Annotated in this window: 13 protein-coding genes; 3 read left to right on the forward strand and 10 right to left on the reverse strand. The window is 62.6% G+C overall.

What is annotated here, in order from left to right:
- Nucleotides 1–102 precede the first annotated feature (102 nt).
- Together PBN85_RS18995 and PBN85_RS00930 are read left to right on the forward strand one after the other, a co-directional pair.
- Complete coding sequence (locus PBN85_RS18995; protein ID WP_443026776.1) at nucleotides 103–585, forward strand: IclR family transcriptional regulator domain-containing protein; 483 nt, start codon at nucleotides 103–105, stop codon at nucleotides 583–585.
- A gap of 1,062 nt (nucleotides 586–1,647) precedes the next feature.
- Nucleotides 1,648–3,123 (forward strand): hypothetical protein, encoded by a 1,476-nt coding sequence (locus PBN85_RS00930; RefSeq protein WP_271299850.1) that lies wholly within the window; start codon nucleotides 1,648–1,650, stop codon nucleotides 3,121–3,123.
- A 171-nt stretch (nucleotides 3,124–3,294) separates the two neighbouring features.
- Here PBN85_RS00930 and PBN85_RS00935 read toward each other — a convergent pair.
- Nucleotides 3,295–4,460, reverse strand: a protein-coding gene (locus PBN85_RS00935; RefSeq protein WP_271299037.1) for an IS3 family transposase whose coding sequence is annotated in 2 segments (ribosomal slippage) — nucleotides 3,295–4,199 and nucleotides 4,199–4,460 — 1,167 coding nt in all. Because the reading frame shifts where the segments join, the coding sequence is not laid out codon by codon here.
- A 253-nt stretch (nucleotides 4,461–4,713) separates the two neighbouring features.
- Between PBN85_RS00935 and PBN85_RS00940 the strand changes: the two genes are divergently transcribed.
- On the forward strand, nucleotides 4,714–6,507 hold the full coding sequence (locus tag PBN85_RS00940) for a hypothetical protein (protein ID WP_271299851.1): 1,794 nt from the start codon (nucleotides 4,714–4,716) through the stop codon (nucleotides 6,505–6,507).
- Here the strand turns inward: PBN85_RS00940 and PBN85_RS00945 are convergent.
- From PBN85_RS00945 to PBN85_RS00985, 9 genes are all read right to left on the reverse strand, one after another.
- Entirely contained in the window at nucleotides 6,447–7,568 is a 1,122-nt protein-coding gene (locus PBN85_RS00945) for a glycosyltransferase family 4 protein (protein ID WP_271299852.1), read from the reverse strand. The genes PBN85_RS00940 and PBN85_RS00945 overlap by 61 nt on opposite strands.
- A gap of 5 nt (nucleotides 7,569–7,573) precedes the next feature.
- Nucleotides 7,574–8,266, reverse strand: coding sequence for a class I SAM-dependent methyltransferase (locus PBN85_RS00950; RefSeq protein WP_271299853.1), 693 nt, complete (start codon nucleotides 8,264–8,266; stop codon nucleotides 7,574–7,576).
- Nucleotides 8,263–8,661: a GtrA family protein gene (locus tag PBN85_RS00955; protein ID WP_271299854.1), complete on the reverse strand. Its 399-nt coding sequence runs from the start codon at nucleotides 8,659–8,661 to the stop codon at nucleotides 8,263–8,265. Before PBN85_RS00955 ends, PBN85_RS00950 begins: the two co-directional genes overlap by 4 nt.
- On the reverse strand, nucleotides 8,658–9,302 hold the full coding sequence (locus tag PBN85_RS00960) for a class I SAM-dependent methyltransferase (RefSeq protein ID WP_271299855.1): 645 nt from the start codon (nucleotides 9,300–9,302) through the stop codon (nucleotides 8,658–8,660). The genes PBN85_RS00955 and PBN85_RS00960 overlap by 4 nt, the downstream gene beginning before the upstream one ends.
- Before the next feature lie 59 nt (nucleotides 9,303–9,361).
- A complete protein-coding gene (locus tag PBN85_RS00965) occupies nucleotides 9,362–10,594 on the reverse strand; it encodes a glycosyltransferase family 2 protein (protein ID WP_271299856.1) in 1,233 nt (410 codons plus the stop codon).
- Between the two features lie 440 nt (nucleotides 10,595–11,034).
- A complete protein-coding gene (locus tag PBN85_RS19000) occupies nucleotides 11,035–11,307 on the reverse strand; it encodes a DMT family transporter (RefSeq protein WP_336546224.1) in 273 nt (90 codons plus the stop codon).
- Between the two features lie 6 nt (nucleotides 11,308–11,313).
- Nucleotides 11,314–11,931 carry a DMT family transporter gene (locus PBN85_RS00975; protein WP_271299858.1) on the reverse strand — a complete coding sequence of 206 codons (618 nt, stop codon included), beginning with the start codon at nucleotides 11,929–11,931 and terminating at the stop codon, nucleotides 11,314–11,316.
- A gap of 142 nt (nucleotides 11,932–12,073) precedes the next feature.
- Nucleotides 12,074–12,853 carry a hypothetical protein gene (locus PBN85_RS00980; protein WP_271299859.1) on the reverse strand — a complete coding sequence of 260 codons (780 nt, stop codon included), beginning with the start codon at nucleotides 12,851–12,853 and terminating at the stop codon, nucleotides 12,074–12,076.
- Nucleotides 12,854–13,379: 526 nt separating this feature from the next.
- Nucleotides 13,380–16,511 carry a PAS domain-containing protein gene (locus PBN85_RS00985; RefSeq protein ID WP_443026758.1) on the reverse strand — a complete coding sequence of 1,044 codons (3,132 nt, stop codon included), beginning with the start codon at nucleotides 16,509–16,511 and terminating at the stop codon, nucleotides 13,380–13,382.
- Nucleotides 16,512–16,815 lie beyond the last annotated feature (304 nt).

Here is a 16,815-nt window from a genome sequence, read left to right on the forward strand (position 1 = left end):
AAATTTAGTATAACGAACCGCCTCCACGTCATAAGTATGGGGTGGTCTCCTATCCGCAACTTGGTAGCGGCTGCCCTTCCAATAATGCGTAATGTTTCTTCAATGTCCCGGCAGAGTTGTCACTTGGCGGTTGAATCGGGCGTAGAGATGGTCGTTATCGCGGGCGTAGAGGCGCCGGGCTTTTTCGGGTTTGCTGTGCGCCCTAGTTATCGGCAGCCGCTTCATCGCTCCTCGTCAGGCCGAATTCTGCTCGCATTCCAGTCTCTAGACGCACGGCAGCTGATGATTGACGAGATCCGTCAGTCGGGCCAACCGATTGATGATGATGCTCTGGGGAGAGAACTAAACAAAATCTCTCGAGAGGGAGGCAGTGTAACACCTAGCCCAATCTTTACTGGTATCACTGATCTTGCGGTCCCGATCTATATCGCAGGGCAGGTTTGCGCGGCGCTCACTGTTCCATTCATTGATGGACTTGGAGCGCACACAAACCTAGCCTCTGTACGGACACTGATATCATCTGCAGCGATGAACATATCTAATCAGGTAGGGTTGGCCGCCTCGAGTGGTGGGTCGGCGCCATGAATCTTGCCACCTTAGGCGGTACATGAGAGTTGTCGGGTTGAGATATTTCTTCTTAACATACAGGTGAGCCCCTTTCGTCTGGTGGGGGCGCACTTACTTTAACGGATTACTATTCACGAATGTGAATTATTCTACACTTCTGGGTGGAAAGCCGCCCGTCCGCGTTCAGGCGACGGCCGCGAGATAGCGGACATTTGTTCAGACCGCAGGGCAAGGGGCTCGAACGCCTCTGCGGGTGGGGAGCGGCCAGCCCGCTTTCAGGCGTCGATCACGGAAAGCGCGATTGCCACTTCCGAACGCTACATGCGGCGGCTGCCGTCCATCCAAGTGGCTCAACCCGCTGATTAATGCAGGAGCGGTTACAAAGAGCAACAGAGTCGACAGCGTCTCGAGCTGAGTCCCGCCCAAGGCATTTAACGCAAAAGGCGGCACTCGCATCCGGCCATCGGCTGCTCGCGCGGTGGAGGCCTGACCAAAATACAAGCTTACACGAAGGTCATCGAACGTCCGTATGCCCAGATGCTCATAATTAGCAATGTCTGCGTCATGAAGCGGCGCCGATCGTAGTCGACCGTGCTGCTCACATACGCAGGCGAAGGCTATGACGCAACCGGCGTGGCGCTGCTTCGAAACACCGTTGCGGTTCTCTTGCTTCCTGGCCGATGCAGGCGCGAGGCGTTACCGCCACAATAAGAAACGATACGATAATTAGTACCTTCTAGAAACGCCTTCTGCCGCCTCGAACAATATCGTAGCGTCGCTGAACGCTAAGACGAACTCGCCGGCAGCTCTCTCTCTCTCTCTCTCTCTCTCTTCGGGCATTGCGTTTGCCATGCCCGCGTAATTCGATTTTGAATGAATTTTAAACACCGATCCAGCCTGATGCAGGCTATCTGTTGATGCGCCTACGATCATGGTTTGAAGGAACCGCTGTCCCGCAGCTGAGCGGGGCTGATATAAGGCTTTTCTCCACTCTTGGCCGGTACGCTCCGCCGCATGACTTTCCGCCTTATCGGATCAACACCGCCCGCCCGCCCATGGTACCGGTTTGCGGCGGGGCCGTTGCCGTGGCTGCTGTTGCTCGCCGCTGTGCTGCGGACGATCATGGCGTTCCGACCGGGCTTTCATCATCCAGACGCCATTTATCAATATCTTGAGCCCGCACACCGGATTTTGACAGGCGATGGTGCGGTGACGTGGGAATGGCGCGTTGGCATGCGCAGCTGGCTGCTACCGACGTTGCTGGTCCCGCCGATGACGTTGGGTGAAGCATTAGGGCCGGCGGGACCCTGGCCGGTTGCCATGCCACGCCTGGCGATGGGGGCTGCCTCACTGTCGATCGTCTGGTCGGCATGGCGGCTCGGCCATCGCCACTCGCCCTTCGCCGGATTGCTCGCCGGCTTCGTCGCGGCGACCTGGTTCGAGTTTTTAGACCTTGGCGTGCAGACGCTTGCCGAACCGGCCGCGACCGCCGCCTTGCTGCCCGCTGCCGTGCTCGTCACCGCCGCTCGCCCGAGCCGGCGCGGTGCGGCGATCGCAGGATCACTGCTAACGTTGGCGGTGCTGATGCGACCGCATTATGCACCGGCCGTCGCCACGCTCGTCCTCGTCGCATGGTGGCCGTGGCGGACCGAGCCCGTCGCCTGGAGCCTTTGGGGCGCATTGATTGCTGGCGCGCTGGCGAGCGCTATCGTGGGCGCCGGTATCGACATGGCGAACGGCGCTCCCCCCTTCTCCTGGATCGTCGAGAACGTCCGCCAGAACATCGTCAGCGGTGTCGCGGCGCGGTACGGCGTGTCGCCGCCGCTGACCTATGTCACCTGGCTGTTGCAGATGTGGCTGGTTTGCGCGATCCCGCTCGCCATAGGCTTGCGCACTGGCTGGCGTGCCTGCCCGCCGCTGCTCGGGGCGGCCGCAGTGACTATCGCCGTCCATATGCTGATTGGACACAAGGAATATCGTTTTATTTATCTGGCCGTGGTGACGATCGTCATCCTTTCGGCGATCGGGTGGTGCGACATCATCGATCACGCCGTAGCCCGCTGGGGAGAGCGGGAGCGGCCGCAGCTCCGCATCGCCCTTATTGCGGGGTGGGGCATCGCCTCTGTGTTGCTGGCGTTCGGCCCGGTCGCGCAGGCGCACCGTCGACAAGGCGGACCGGGATCCCGGATATTCGCCATGCTGCGTGATGATCCGCGAACCTGCGGCGTCGCCTTGGTCTATGGCGCAAGCTATGCCGACGTGCCGGGCACCACCGGTTTGCGGCCGGTTACTCCGCTCGGACTGTTCTGGTTCGCCGATCCTGCCGCACACGGCGCCACCCCCTGGCAAAGCGTGGCCCGCAACCAATCAGGATACAACCGCATCGTCGGCTCGATACCCAAAACGGGTACGCCCCCACGTGACTATCGCGAGGTCTATTGCGAACCAGCTAGCGACGTCATCGGCATGTGCCTCTATGCCCGCCCGGGTGGCTGCACCTCAACACAGGGTTCGCCGTTCCGGCTCAACCGCGTCCTCGCCCGGATGGTGTTCTGATGCTGGGAATGAGGTCTTAGCCCGCGAATCGCGTGGACACACCCTGACGACCTGAGCGCGAGAAGTGCTTCGGTGATCTGATGAGGCACTTAGGATCGCATTTAAACGGTGAGAAGTGCCTACCCACTCGTTGTTTCCGCCGATCGTCAGGATTGACGTGACCCCTGTCTTTCATCCAGCTGCGACCAGAGACCGACGGGTGTTGTCGCGCATGAGCGCAGGTGAAGCAATGGGCGGGGTTAACCCCGCCCGTTGCTGTTCGAGCCCGGCAGCGAATGCGGCCGGGGTCGCGTAGCCGAGCGATGAGTGCGGCCGCTCGGTGTTGTAGTCGTCGACCCAGCGCGCCAGGATCGAGCGGGCCTGACCGATGGTGAAGAACAGCGTCTCGTTGAGCAGCTCGTCGCGCATGCGACCATTGAAGCTCTCGACGAACCCGTTCTGCGTCGGCTTGCCAGGCGTGATGTAATGCCACTCAATGCCGACATCTCCCGACCAGGCGAGCACCGCGTTCGACGTCAGTTCAGTCCCGTTGTCGCTGACGATCATCTTCGGCTTGCCGCGCTCGACGATCAGATCGGCCAGCTCGCGCACGACCCGCCGGCCCGAGATCGAGGTGTCCACCACCGCCCGGAGGCATTCGCGCGTCACGTCGTCGACGATGTTGAGCACGCGGAACCGTCGGCCGGCGACGAGCTGGTCGTGGACGAAGTCCAGGCTCCACCGCTGGTTGGGGAGTGCCAGCACCGGTGCAGGCACCCGCGCGCCCACGGCGCGCCTTCGCCCCTTCCGGCGCCTGACCGTCAGACCCTCCTCGCGATAGAGCCGCTGGGTCTTCTTGCGGTTGATCGTGATGCCGTCCCGGCGAAGCAGGATGTGTAGACGTCGATAGCCGAACCGCCGGCGCTGCTGCGCCAGCTCACATAACCTCGACCGAAGGTCACCATCATCTGCTCGACACGAGCGATATCGCATACTCGTGCGATCCGCTCCGACGACAGCACACGCCCGCCGCTCGCTCATCCCCAGCGTCGTCTGGAGATGCGCGACTGCTTGCCGCTTCGCGGCGGGCGTCACCATTTTTTTGACAGCAGGTCCTTCAGACCGGCGTTGTCGAGCATCGTGTCGGCGAGCAGGCGCTTGAGCCGTGCGTTCTCTTCCTCGAGCGACCGCAGACGCTTTGCGTCGGATACCTCCAGGCCGCCGAACTTCGCCTTCCAGGCATAGTAGGTCGCGCTCGACATCCCGTGCTTGCGGCACAGCTCCGTCACCACCGCACCCGCCTCGGCCTCCTTCAGGATGCCGATGATCTGCTCTTCCGAAAACTGCTTCCGTTTCATTCCGTCCGTCCCTCCAAGGGCCGGTCTCTAGTTCCAGGTGGATGAAGAAACGGGGGGCACGTCAGGATCGCCCTACGTTTATGGTCGAGCGACCAAGCGCGCCGACAGCGCGCCCGGCAGTATTTACATGCCTCAATCGCGCGGATGATCATGCGCACGGCCGCAGTCAGCGAACCTTTAACCTGGTGAGCCGTAGGTGTCGGTATATGCCGCCGTTACCGAAGGCTATGGCCAGGCGGCGACAAGCGGGGGCATGGCACACGTGGTGACGAACGGTCCGTCCATGGGTCAGGAAGAAGCAACAGACTGCGCGCGACGCGTGCGGTTGCTGTCGATTGCCATCCTGCTGGTGTTGGCATTGGTGGCGATGGTCATGCCGCAGATCATGGGACGGATCGGGTCCCCGCAGCCGACGCCGACGATGCTCTATGCGCAGGATCTGATTCTGCTGCCGCTATTCTGCATCTCGGTTCTGCTGTTCGGATCGGGCAGATCGGAGATGGGGACGCCGGCATCGCTTCGCCTGACGCGAGAAGGCCTGGCGGTGGCGGCGGTCGTAATATTCGCGATTTGCCTGTGGGGGCATGAATTAATCTTCCAGGGCATGGATTTCAGCCGTGACGAGCAGATGGCGGTGTTCGATGCGGCCGTGTTCCACAGCGGGCAGCTGGTGGCGCCAATCCCGCTCGCCTGGCGCGAGATCGCGCCCGCGCTGAACCTGCAATTCATGCTGCCGCTGGGCGATCATGCGGCATGGGTCTCTGCCTATCTGCCGATCAATGCCATGATGCGTGCGCTTGTCGCCACCGTCATCGATCCTCTGGCGACGTCGCCCTTGTTGGTGGTCGTCGGACTGCTGGCTCTGGCTGCGATCGGGCGGCAGCTGTGGCCGGATTCGCCGGGCAGCCAGGTCGTCGCGTTGCTCTGCTACCTGTGCTCGTCGCAGGTCGTGATCACCGGCATGACCGCCTATGCCGTCTCGGCGCACCTGGCGCTCAACCTCGTGTGGCTGCTGCTTTTCATGCGCGGCGACCGGATCGGATTCGCCGGGACGTTGATCGTCGGCTTCCTGGCGACAGGGGCGCATCAGCCGCTCTTCCATCCTTTGTTCGCGCTACCGTTCGTGCTGGGGCTGATATGGCGGCGGCAATGGTGGAGCGTATTGGGATACGGGATCGGCTATACGGTGATCGTTGGCTTCTGGCTGGCGTGGCCGGTGTGGCTGAGCGGTCAGGCGGGGCCGGTACCGGCCGCAAATGATGCCGAGGGGATCGATTACGTCACGCGCCTGCTACACGTCCTTGCGTTGATCAACCGCGGCGCCCTCTGGACAATGGCGGCCAACCTGATCCGGTTCGTCACGTGGCAACATTTGTTGCTGCTGCCGTTGATGCTGCTCAGCGTGGCAGGGGGGCGTCGATCGCCGCTCGTATTGCCGCTGGCGATTGGCATCGTGCTGCCGATCCTCGTGATGGGCGTGTTGCTACCTTGGCAGGGACATGGCTGGGGCTATCGCTATCTGCACCCGGTGCTCGGCAACGCCTGTCTGCTCGCCGGTTTCGGGTGGCAGCGCGTGGAAGCGCTGCGGCTCGACCTGCGCCGGCCGATGCTATGGACGACCGTTGCTAGCGTGGTGCTGCTGCCGGTCCATGGCTGGATGACGTATCGGATGGTCGCCTCGCAGGCGGTGCCAGACCAAAAGATCGCGCGAATGGCCGCGGATATAGCAATTGTCGACTCGGCGCCCTACAGCGCCAATTTAGTTATAAACGCCCCCGACCTCAGCAACCGTCCGATTCGATTGCAGGGCTGGACCCTGCGGCCTGCCGATATCGCGGCGTTGTGCGGGACGCGCTGGATTGCCTTCGTCGATGCGCCCCAGCTCGACAGCCTGAACGTCTACTACAATGACAAGCCCGTCGCCGCGCCGAGTCCGCACCAGCGCTTGCTGCATGCGGCCGCGCGCAATGCGGGATGTCATGTGGATCAGGGAGTGAGGTCGCCGATCGCCGCGGCGACCGCGGCCGCCATGCCGGGCCAGCTGTAGCATCGCGCCGCCTGCGCCGCCATCTCAGCGGGCGGCGCGCCAGCGGGCAGCCTATCGATGGCGGTTGCGACCCGTTCCGCCGTGCCGACGGGATCCGCGAGGTCAATATCGGCATGGTTGATCCAGACGCGCGCGTTAGGATCGGCGTGGGCGGTGTCGGTGCCGCACAGGACGCGCAGCCCGCTCGCCAGCGCTTCTTGGACGACCAGCGGAAAGCCTTCGCCGACGCTCGGCAGCAGCAGGAGATCCGCCGCGCGATATAGGCCGGCGAGCGTCGAGGAGGGCTGTTGCGGGATTACGGTAACGTTTGGCAGGCCCCAGGCGCAGGGATCGATCGGGCCGCGACCGACCAGGACGAAGCGCAGGTCGGGCCGGCGCCGCGCGAGGGCGGCGATGACGTGCAGCCCCTTCTTTGCGACGAAGCGCCCGACGAACAGCATGATCTGCTCGTCACCAAAGCCGTATCGCACCCGAAGCGCGATGCGGGCATCGGGTGATGCGGGGTGGAACAGGGCGGTATCAACACCATTGAACACCAGCCGCGGAGGGCGGCGGAAGCGGGCGTCGGCGAAGCGGTCGCGCACCGTCGCGCTGATGAACACCACCTGGTCCGCGGCGCGCAGCATTGGTCGCGTGACCGCTCGGTTGGCGAGCGCCATTATGCCGCGTAGCACCGGGCTGGAAAAGGGAATGTCGGCGATATGCTGGATCAGCAAAACCGGCTTGCGATGCCGACGCGCGGCAATCACCGCCAGGATCGACGAGGCGTATAGCGCATCGTGAACAATCACCGCCTCGCTTGCGGCGACCGCGCGCCACAGCTTACGAACCGCTCCCGGCAGAGGGATCGGCATCGGCAGTCCGCTGAGGCGCTCCAGCCAGTCGATGCAGGCGAGGCCAATCGGCTGCGTTGCGCCGAGGTCGGGCAACGTCCCCTCCTGCGCGGCGGCCCATTGCGTGTCATGACCCGATGCTGCGAGTTCGCGGTTGAGATGACCGGCGACTAGCTCGATCCCGCCGCCATGCGGCGTGAAGAAATGCGAGGCGGTCAGAAGGCGCACGAGACTTAGCGCCGCTCCCAGCGCATGGCGATCTCAAGGCGATTGGGAAAAACCCGTGCCAGCAGGCCGTGACGATAGGTGTCGGTGCGCACTGCGGCGATGCGATAGCCGCTCGCAGCGGCCAATGCCTCCCAGTCGGCCATGCTCAGGTAATTGGCGCGGACCATGCCGGCGAAGGCGATATTGCCGATCATGTCGAGCGCGGTCAGCCGTGCATCGTCCACCCAGCCGCGCGTGGCATGATCCTTGATATAGAGCGGCCCGTCGACGACGCGGGCGATGTCGTGAAACAGGGGGGCACGGACCGCGACGGGGACGTGATGGACCACGTTGTTGATCGTTGCTGCATCGTGCGATCCGTCGGTGAAGGGCAGACGCTCGCCGTCATAGACGTGGGATGCGATCGTCAGTCCGTCGCAGAAGCGGTTCTCGACATCGACACTGGTGACGGCGTCGACCGGGAACAAATCTGCGATGCACTGTGCGATAACGCCGGTGCCGCCACCGACATCGAGCAGGCGGTCGTGCGGACCGCGCCACAAATCGCGCAGGCTCCGTAGCATGACAGTCTGGTAGTGCGGGCTGCGGTAGCGATAGAGGTCGAAATGCCGGCCAAGCGTCTTTGCCACCGCTTCAGGGGTGATCAGTGCGCCCGTGCGTGAGGCTGCGCTGGCTCGGCCGAAAGTCTGCTGAATCATGACGACATTCCTACGGTGCGGCGCGTCGGATGGGTGATCGCCCAGCGGCTGGAGAGGAAGTTGACGGCGAGCATCGTCGCGGTGACAGCGGGCGCGGCCAGCGCCATCGGCCAGTGCAGAACGCGTGCGAACAGCCAGAGCAGTAGCGTCGACATCGGCAGGTTCGCCGCCATTGCCAGAGTATAGCGCAGAAAGCCACGCCAGTGTCGGGGCGCATCAAAGGTCACCGCGGCATGGAGCGCATAGCCTGCGAGGCAGACGATGATGAACGACACAGCGATGCTGAGCCCCAGCGGCAGGCCTAATGCCCCGGCGCCGACCAGCACGGTGGTGTTGATGAGTGCGCAACTGCCGCCTACCACCAAGTAGCGCGGTATAAGGACGATCGGCTTCATACCGAGGCCTTCACGCAGCGCACGACGTAGATGCAGGCATTGTCTCGGATTAGCGCGGCCGGGGTGATTCGATCTTCCAACCAGCCGCGCAGGTTCATCACCATGGTAAGCAGTGCGGCGATCGGCGAACCAATCAGTGGCAACCGGCGCAGCACGAAGGCGAAGCCGGTCAGCCGAATGAGTGTCGTTGTGGCGAGTGGCCCGACCAACGCCTCTACCGTCTGCACGACGAAGCCGCGCGCCTCGATGTCGAGGATCAGTCCGGTACGCGTCCAGCGGCGATGATCTTCGGGGTGGGGGTGGTATAGCCAAGCGCCATGCGTCGACAGCAGCAGCGTGCCGTCGTCCTTCAGCACCCGCGCCGCCTCGGCCAGGTAGCGGTCGAGGTCGCGGACGTGTTCTAGCACCTGCACTGAAAGCACTGCGTCATAGCCTGCATCGGCGATCGGTAGCGCGCCCGACGGACTGATCGAAAGCGTTGGGGATTCGAAATCGGCGCCGGCGTAGCTGAAGCCTTGAGCTTCTACGATCGACCTGTAGGGCATCGATCCGCAGCCAAAATCGAGGAGATTACGCGACGCGGCACCGCGCCTGACCGACGCCAGTTCGCGGCCGATGACGGCACCGAGCTTGCGCAGCATCAGCCAGTCGGTGTGCCAGGGTCTCGGGGTCAGCCGCCGGGTGCCACTCTCCGCGTGCATCAGGCGTGACGGATACGGGGGAGGATATCACCCGACGAACCGCCGACTATGGCCAGCATGATTGCACCGAACATCGTCTGCAGTCCGATCGCGCCCAACGCCGCAGCGCCGACGATTGGCAGCACGCTACCGGGCGCGGCGAAATCGCTGGCGGTCCATCGCCATGCGGCAATGCCGCCGAGCAGAAGCGATGACGCAATCAGCACGACGCCGATCAGCAACAGGATCTCCATGCGCGCGACACGAAAAATGCGGATGACCCGGCGGGTGAGCAGACGATGACCTTCGCGCACGCTATGCAGGTGCATCGCGGCGGCCATGACGCCGGCGCCGTGACCGCAGGTTACGAGGAAGCCGGCAACGATCAGCCAGCTCGATCCGAACGGCCCCGTACCGGGCAGGATCGCCAGCTGGTGCAACAGCGCGACAGCGAGGATGATTGTGCCAGCCGTCATTGAGACGGCCGAGGGGATGCCAAAGGCCCAGGTCGGGCTCATGATGAGCAGATAGCGCAGGTGTCGCCAGCCGTCGCGCCAGGGCCGCAGGTGCGGCCCGCGGTTCCGTAGGTCAATCGACAAAGTTGCGGGCACCTCGGCAATGCGGAGGCGTCGCAAGCTTGCTTTGATCACCATCTCGCTGGCGAATTCCATGCCGCAGCTCGACAAGCCGAGAGTCAGTAACGCGTCCCGGCGGATTGCGCGCAGGCCGCAATGGGCATCGTCGATCTTGGCGTTGAAGAAGAGGTTCAGGATACCGGTAAGCGCGGGATTGCCGATGTAACGATTCTTCCACGGCATAGCGCCGCGGGCGACGCCGCCCTTGAAGCGCGATCCCATGCATAGGTCGGCACCTCCGGCGACCCGCCCGATCATCGGCACGCCGTCTGTGAAATCATAGCTGCCATCGGCATCGCCGATCAACAGATATCGACCAAACGCACCTTCGCATCCGCCGATGATGGCGGCGCCATAGCCGCGTGGGACGACGGGGACGACGCGGGCGCCGAGCGCCTCGGCGAGTGCCTGGCTACCATCGGTCGAGCCGTTGTCGGCGATGACGACCTCGCCCCCGAAGCCGTACTGCGCCTTAATTCGGGCGAGTGCGTCGTGCGCATTGGCGATACAATGCGGCAGGCTCTCGACCTCGTCGAGGCAAGGCATGACGATCGACACATCGATCGCCTGTGCGCGCTGACGCATGGCGATGAGCATTTCACTGCCGATGTCGCGCATTAAAAGCTCCCCCGTCCAATGCTGAGGGAAGTAATAGGTAATGGTTAACGGACGGTAGCCTAGCCTTTGACGATGACCGCTTGCAAAGGTGTTATACGGCCTCTTGTCGATATATCAGATCGCAGCGAGTGCCGCCGCTGCTACGAGTTTCCGAGGGCGTCAAACAGACAAGAAACCTATCCGCCTCTCATGCTCAGAGGTAGAGTATCGCCCGTTTCCCCAATGATGCTGGCTATCATCACTCCCTCGCGGTGGTCTGGTGCTTGTAAAGCTGTGGTGAAGTCTGCGCTCACAAGCAGCGGACGTTTCGCTCTAGCCCGGGAGCAGACGTTCGCCCGCTGAGCATAGCCGCAGATGGAGCACTATCCTGCAGCTGAACAAGTGGCGGGATGTGGGAGGCCAGCAAAGCACGCAGATTGTCCACTTGTGGGTCACAGGGTCTAGTCCATTGACAGGCCATGCGTAGCGTCTGCTGCATGACTGGCGTTGGGGCGTTCGCCCCGAACGACGACAATGCTGCCGAGCACAATCAGCATTCCGCCCAGCAGGACTGGCCATCCCACCGGATCACCGAACAGGCCGATGCCGAGCGTGGCACCGATCAACGGCTCGATGTTTATGAAAACGCCTGCACTGGCGCTATCGACGCGGGCCGCACCATACTGCCACGCGGCCGTGGCGAGGAAGGTGGAGAGAAGACCCTGCCCGATGATCCCGCTCTAGGCGACCGCGCTCAGCGTGAGTGGGGGCGCACCATGTAGCAGCAGGGCGATCGGCAGCACGGTGAGCGTGGCCACAACCAATGTGACGGAGGGCACAGCCATCGCCGATCGCGTCGCTGGCACGCGTTTTAGCGCCAGCAGCCAAGCTAGGAAGATCAGCAGCGATGCCAACGAGAGCGCGATGCCGATCGCTGTGCCGGCCCCGCCAGGCTTGCCAGCGATCAGAGCCGCGCCACCCGTCGCTGCGACGACGCCGATCCAGGAGGCGCGTGTGACACGTTCGCCGATCAGATACGCTGAGATCGCGATCAGCGCAGGCATCGCTCCGACCAGCAGGGCAGCAAGAGTGACGGTAACCCCGGCCAGCCCCTCGAACTGGATCACAAAGGCCAATCCATAAAACGCGCCCGCCAGCAGCACCGGTGGCGAACGGAACAGCGCTCGGGCCTCCTTCGTGGCAAAGGCGAATGGACAAGCGACGATGCTGGCAACGATGAAGCGGAGCAGCACCATATGCGCCGGGTCGAGTTCGCGCAGGGCCAACTTACCAAGCGGAAAGCCAAGCCCCCAGGCAAGTCCCGCCAGAGCGAGGGCAAGAAAGGCAAGACGGTTCATGCCGTGCCGTTGCCGTATTTCGCGCCTTTTGGCGATAGGCGGTGCCCGATGAACCAACGTCCGCTATTGACGAGCCGGGAATGAGCAGCGGACGGCCGCAACTGGGTCAAGCTAGCCACCGTCATCACCTTGAACGGCCCAGCTACATCGGCGGCGTCAGGCCATCCTTGCCGATCGCGACGAACTGCGCGTTCTTCTGATCGTCGGCCAGCTTGATGAACAGCTTCTGGCCTCTCGCGAGCGATGTCTTCTCGGTCGGTACGAAACGTACGACCGGCGTTCCTTCCGGGACGCTCACCTGCGCGGTTCCGCCCTTGTAGCCGACGGTCAGTTTCGTCGTTGCCGAGCCATTCTCGGCCGCAGTGACAGTGCCATTGGTCATCCCGCTCTGCTGCACGGTTCCGTTGGTCATGGCGCTCTGCTCAACCGTGCCGTTCGTCATCGTGCTCTGCGTTACGGTGCCATTAGTCATTCCGCTGGCGGCCCCACTCGCTTGCCCGGCTGCCTGCTTCACTCCGGGTGTATCCCAGCCGTAATGGCCCTCACCGGCTCCGCGCATGTCCTCAGGAAAGATCACGATTTCGACCGCTTTCAGGTCGCTGTCCGGGCCGGTCGTCGCGGTGCCGATGAAGTCGCCGTTCTTGAGCGTGGCGAGGCTGGATTTGACGACCCAAGCGTATTTCGTCTGGCCGTTAAGCAGCACCGGCATCGACGCGCCGTCGTAGGTGGTAACTGTCATGGTATTCGAATCGATGGTGGCGAGCGTGCCGCGCAGTCGGCCGGGGCCGTTGGCGGGCATCGCCGCTCCGTCGGTCGAACCGTTCGACGCGGTCCGCGCAGTCGAACCCGTGGGCGTTTGATCGCAGGCTGCCAAGCCAGTCAGCGCCATTCCGATTAGCCCCAGAGTCGCCGTTTTTGCCATCGTCGAGTTCCTCGCAAAGCTGTTTTAGCCACCGCACCCAACGACCTAAACATCTCGCGGCCGACATCGTGCCCTGCGCACGGAACAGGGTGACTTCGCATCAGGACGATGGAGATTCGAATATTCAATCCCGGCAGAGCAGGCTTCCTGCATCGTGAAGGGGATTTTGCCACTTAGGTCGGCGATGGCCGAGATGAACAAACAACCGAAATCGGGGAGCCGCAAACAGTCCGCGAACGTCTGCAAATGGGTCCTCTTGGTCGCCTTGTCATCGGAGCTAAGCTGCTCGATCTTTGACCTTTGCGGTATGAGAAAGGGCCGCTGCGATTATCGCGGCTAAAGCTTCCTCAGCCTGCTGGCGCCCGGCAGGATCTTTAGCGAGCAGATCGTGCCTGATCCATTCGGGCGCTCGACGTAGGACGCTCGTGATCGAAGCAAGCTGCTCATCAGACATTGCGTTTGCAGCACTCTCTCGTCCGTTTGCGATCGGGTGCGAATGGATACACCCCTGCGGCTAGACCTTAACTTATCCTGCCACTTTGTCGGTCGACGTGGTGGGAACAGGCTCATTGCTGCGGCCAAAGCGTATGGCTGACGCCAACGCTGTGGCGTTGTATGGCTTCGGCAGAACTACACAGTCGATCTCGTTCGCCACGGCTCCGGGATCGCCGGTCGCGAATATGACGATGGCATCCGGCCGCAACGCGCGTGCTTTTTCGGCGAGCTCGCGTCCGGAAGCTCCTGGCAGGTTGAGGTCGGTGACCAGAACGTCGACAGGGGCCGTCTGCAGCGCCATCAATGCTTCTTCGGCGCTGGCGGCCTCGACCACGACGAAGCCGGCCTCCTTCAGCATCTCGCCAGTGTTGCCGCGGATCAGATCGTCATCTTCGACCAATAGGGCGGTCTGACGGATGGTCGCCGAAGATGCGATCGGCGCGGAGCAGGTGGTGACAAGCTCGGCGTTTGCAGCTGTCGTGGCAAATGTTTGCTTCCGCTGGCGCTGATTGGCCAGCACGTGCCGAAACTTTCGAGCCAACGCATCGCGCGTGTATGGCTTGGAAAGCAGCTCGACCCCTTTGTCGAGCTTGCCGCCGTGCACGATCGAGTTTTCGGTATAGCCGCTGGTGAATAGCACAGCGAGGTCGGGTAGCCGCTCACGGGCCTTGCGAGCGAGTTCCGGGCTCTTCAATGCTCCCGGCATGACCACGTCAGTGAACAGCATGTCAATTGCGACACCGCTTTCGATCACCGCCAATGCGCTGGTCGCTTCGGGCGCCTTGAGGACGCTGTAGCCAAGATCGGTCAGCATCTCGACGACAGTGGCACGAACCTCCTCGTCATCCTCCACAACGAGCACTGTTTCCGTGCCGCCAGTGACCGGTCCTGCATCGCTGACGACCTCAAGGTCCTCGGCCTCGGTCGCGCGCGGCAGGTAGAGCCGGATGGTCGTGCCCTCGCCGGGTTCCGAGTAGATCTTTACGTGACCGCCGGATTGTTTGACAAAGCCATAGACCATCGACAGGCCAAGACCTGATCCCTTGCCCTCGGCCTTTGTCGAGAAGAATGGTTCGAACACCTTGGCGATGATCTCGGGCGACATGCCCGACCCAGTATCGCTCACCGCCAGCATGACGTACTGGCCCGGCGTCACCTCGTCATGGGAGCGCGCATAGGCGTCGTCGAGATGCGCATTGGCCAGCTCGATGGTCAGCTTGCCGCGACCTTCCATCGCATCGCGTGCGTTGATCGCGAGGTTGAGTAGTGCGTTTTCGATCTGAGCGGGATCGATGAAGGTGTTCCACAGCCCGCCCGAAAAGACGGTTTCCACCTCGATTGCCTCACCGATCGCACGGCGCAGCATGTCGTCCATTCCCTGCACGAAGCGCGTAACGTTAACGACTTTGGGCTCGAGCGCCTGGCGGCGCCCGAAGGCCAGGAGCTGCGCCGCCAGCTTTGCACCACGTGACACGCCGGCCATCGCGTTGTTGACGCGTTTCTCGGCGCGCTCGTTACCGGCAACGTCGCGGCTGAGCAGCTGAAGATTGCCGCCGACCACCTGGAGCAGATTGTTGAAGTCGTGCGCGACGCCGCCTGTCAGCTTGCCAACCGTCTCCATCTTCTGGGATTGAGCAAGTTTAGCCTCAGCTTCTCGCCGATCAGCAATTTCCTGGATGACACGGCTTTCTAGATTTTCATTGAGATGTCTGAGCTGATCCTCTGCCCGTTCGCGATGCCGGACCTGCCGTGAGAGGCTTTCGGCATGCTCGCGCAAGCTCGCCTCCGCCGCGCGTTGATGTGAGATATCGGTATGGACGCCGACCCACTCGGAAATCTCGCCGGCATCGTCGAGGATGGGCAGGGCCCGAATAGCAAAGGTCCGCCATTCCCCGTCGTAACGGCACACGCGATGTTCATGCACGAACATGCTGCGGGCAGAGACGGCCTGATTCCACGCGATGACGGTTGCCGCTGCGTCATCCGGATGAACGGCTGATGCCCAGCCAAATCCCTGATATTGGTCTTGGCTCTGCCCGGTGAGCGCACTCCAGCCTGGCTGTTCGCCCACCATCCGGCCATCGGCGCTATTGGTCCAAAGCACGCCGTGCACGGCCTCCATGGCAGTGCGGAAACGGCTGTTGCTCGCCTTGATCTCTGCTTCGCGCTCGGCGCGATCGCCGATATCGATGCCGAGGATATAGACGCCGAGCGTCTCGCCGCTGTCCCCGACATGGGGTACATATCGGATCTCGGTCTGACGTGGGCCAAGGGTCCGATGATGAAATACCGTCTCCGCGACGAGCGGGCTGCCCGTCAACGCGAGGTCTAGGTCTTTTATGCGGGTGCGGTACGCCTCGTCACCGATCACTTCCCGCACGGATTTGCCGACGACTTTACCGGGCGAGATGCCGAACCAGCTTTCATAATCGGCGTTGGCGAAGCGGTAGACGTGCTCGCGATCAACGTAGGACACCAGCATCGGCACGGCATCTGCGATGCGGCGCAGCTCAGCTTCGCTCGCGGCAAGTTTTTGCTCGGTGGCAATTCGGCCGCTGTTGTCGATGATGGTGCACAGCACGCCACCAGGCGTCCCATCCGCATCGTAAACCGGCGTGTAAAACAGGCTGAGGCCCAGCGTCTGCGGGCCATTGGCGCGCTGAAAGACGATCGGCTGATCAAAGTAGGATTGCGTCTCACCCTGACGCACCGCTGCCAGTATCGGACGGTTCCAGTCCCATACTTCGGGAAAGGCGTCCGCCACCGGTGTGCCGAGCGCCAGAGGGTGACGTTCGCCAGCTATATCTCGATAGGCATCATTGTAGAACATGATGTGGTCTGGTCCCCACATCAGCACCTTGGCGACCGGCGAGTTGACGAGATTGGAGATCGTGGCCCGCATCTCGTGCGACCATGCTTCCGGCATTCCTAGCCCCGTGCGACTCCAATCGCGGTTACGGATCAGGGTGCCGCACTCACCACCGCCCACTGGCCAGCCATCCACCACCGTCTGAGAGGCGCGGCGCGGACCGTCTCGCAGCGAACACAACCCCGCTCGAACGACCTCGCTGACATTGGCATAATCACCCGTTGCCAAGCTGCTTGAGATGAAGCTCTTCAGCTCGGGGGTCAGCGATACATTGCAGGAAAGGCGCGTCGTCATCATCCGGCTTTGCGCACACAACGCGCTTGTGTCAACAGATGGCACACCTCGACATCTAAGAGTACAGCTAGGCTGTATGCGCAACCACATCGGTCCGCGCCGCGTGCGCTTTGTCTAATTGGCGCGCTCATCCATCGCCCCCGTAATGCGCCTGCCCACGCGGTGACTTCCCAGCGAAGTTTCTTGGCTTCTGGTGCTCCTCACCACGCTCAGCGCTCATGAATGAATGGCAGAATCTGGGAAGCGGGCAGGGCGCTCCGAGTGGCCGGTTTTGGGTCGTTGCGGCGAAGCGGAGGGCGGCAGC

Source organism: Sphingomonas sp. CV7422, assembly GCF_027945725.1.
Lineage (GTDB): Bacteria > Pseudomonadota > Alphaproteobacteria > Sphingomonadales > Sphingomonadaceae > Sphingomonas > Sphingomonas kyungheensis.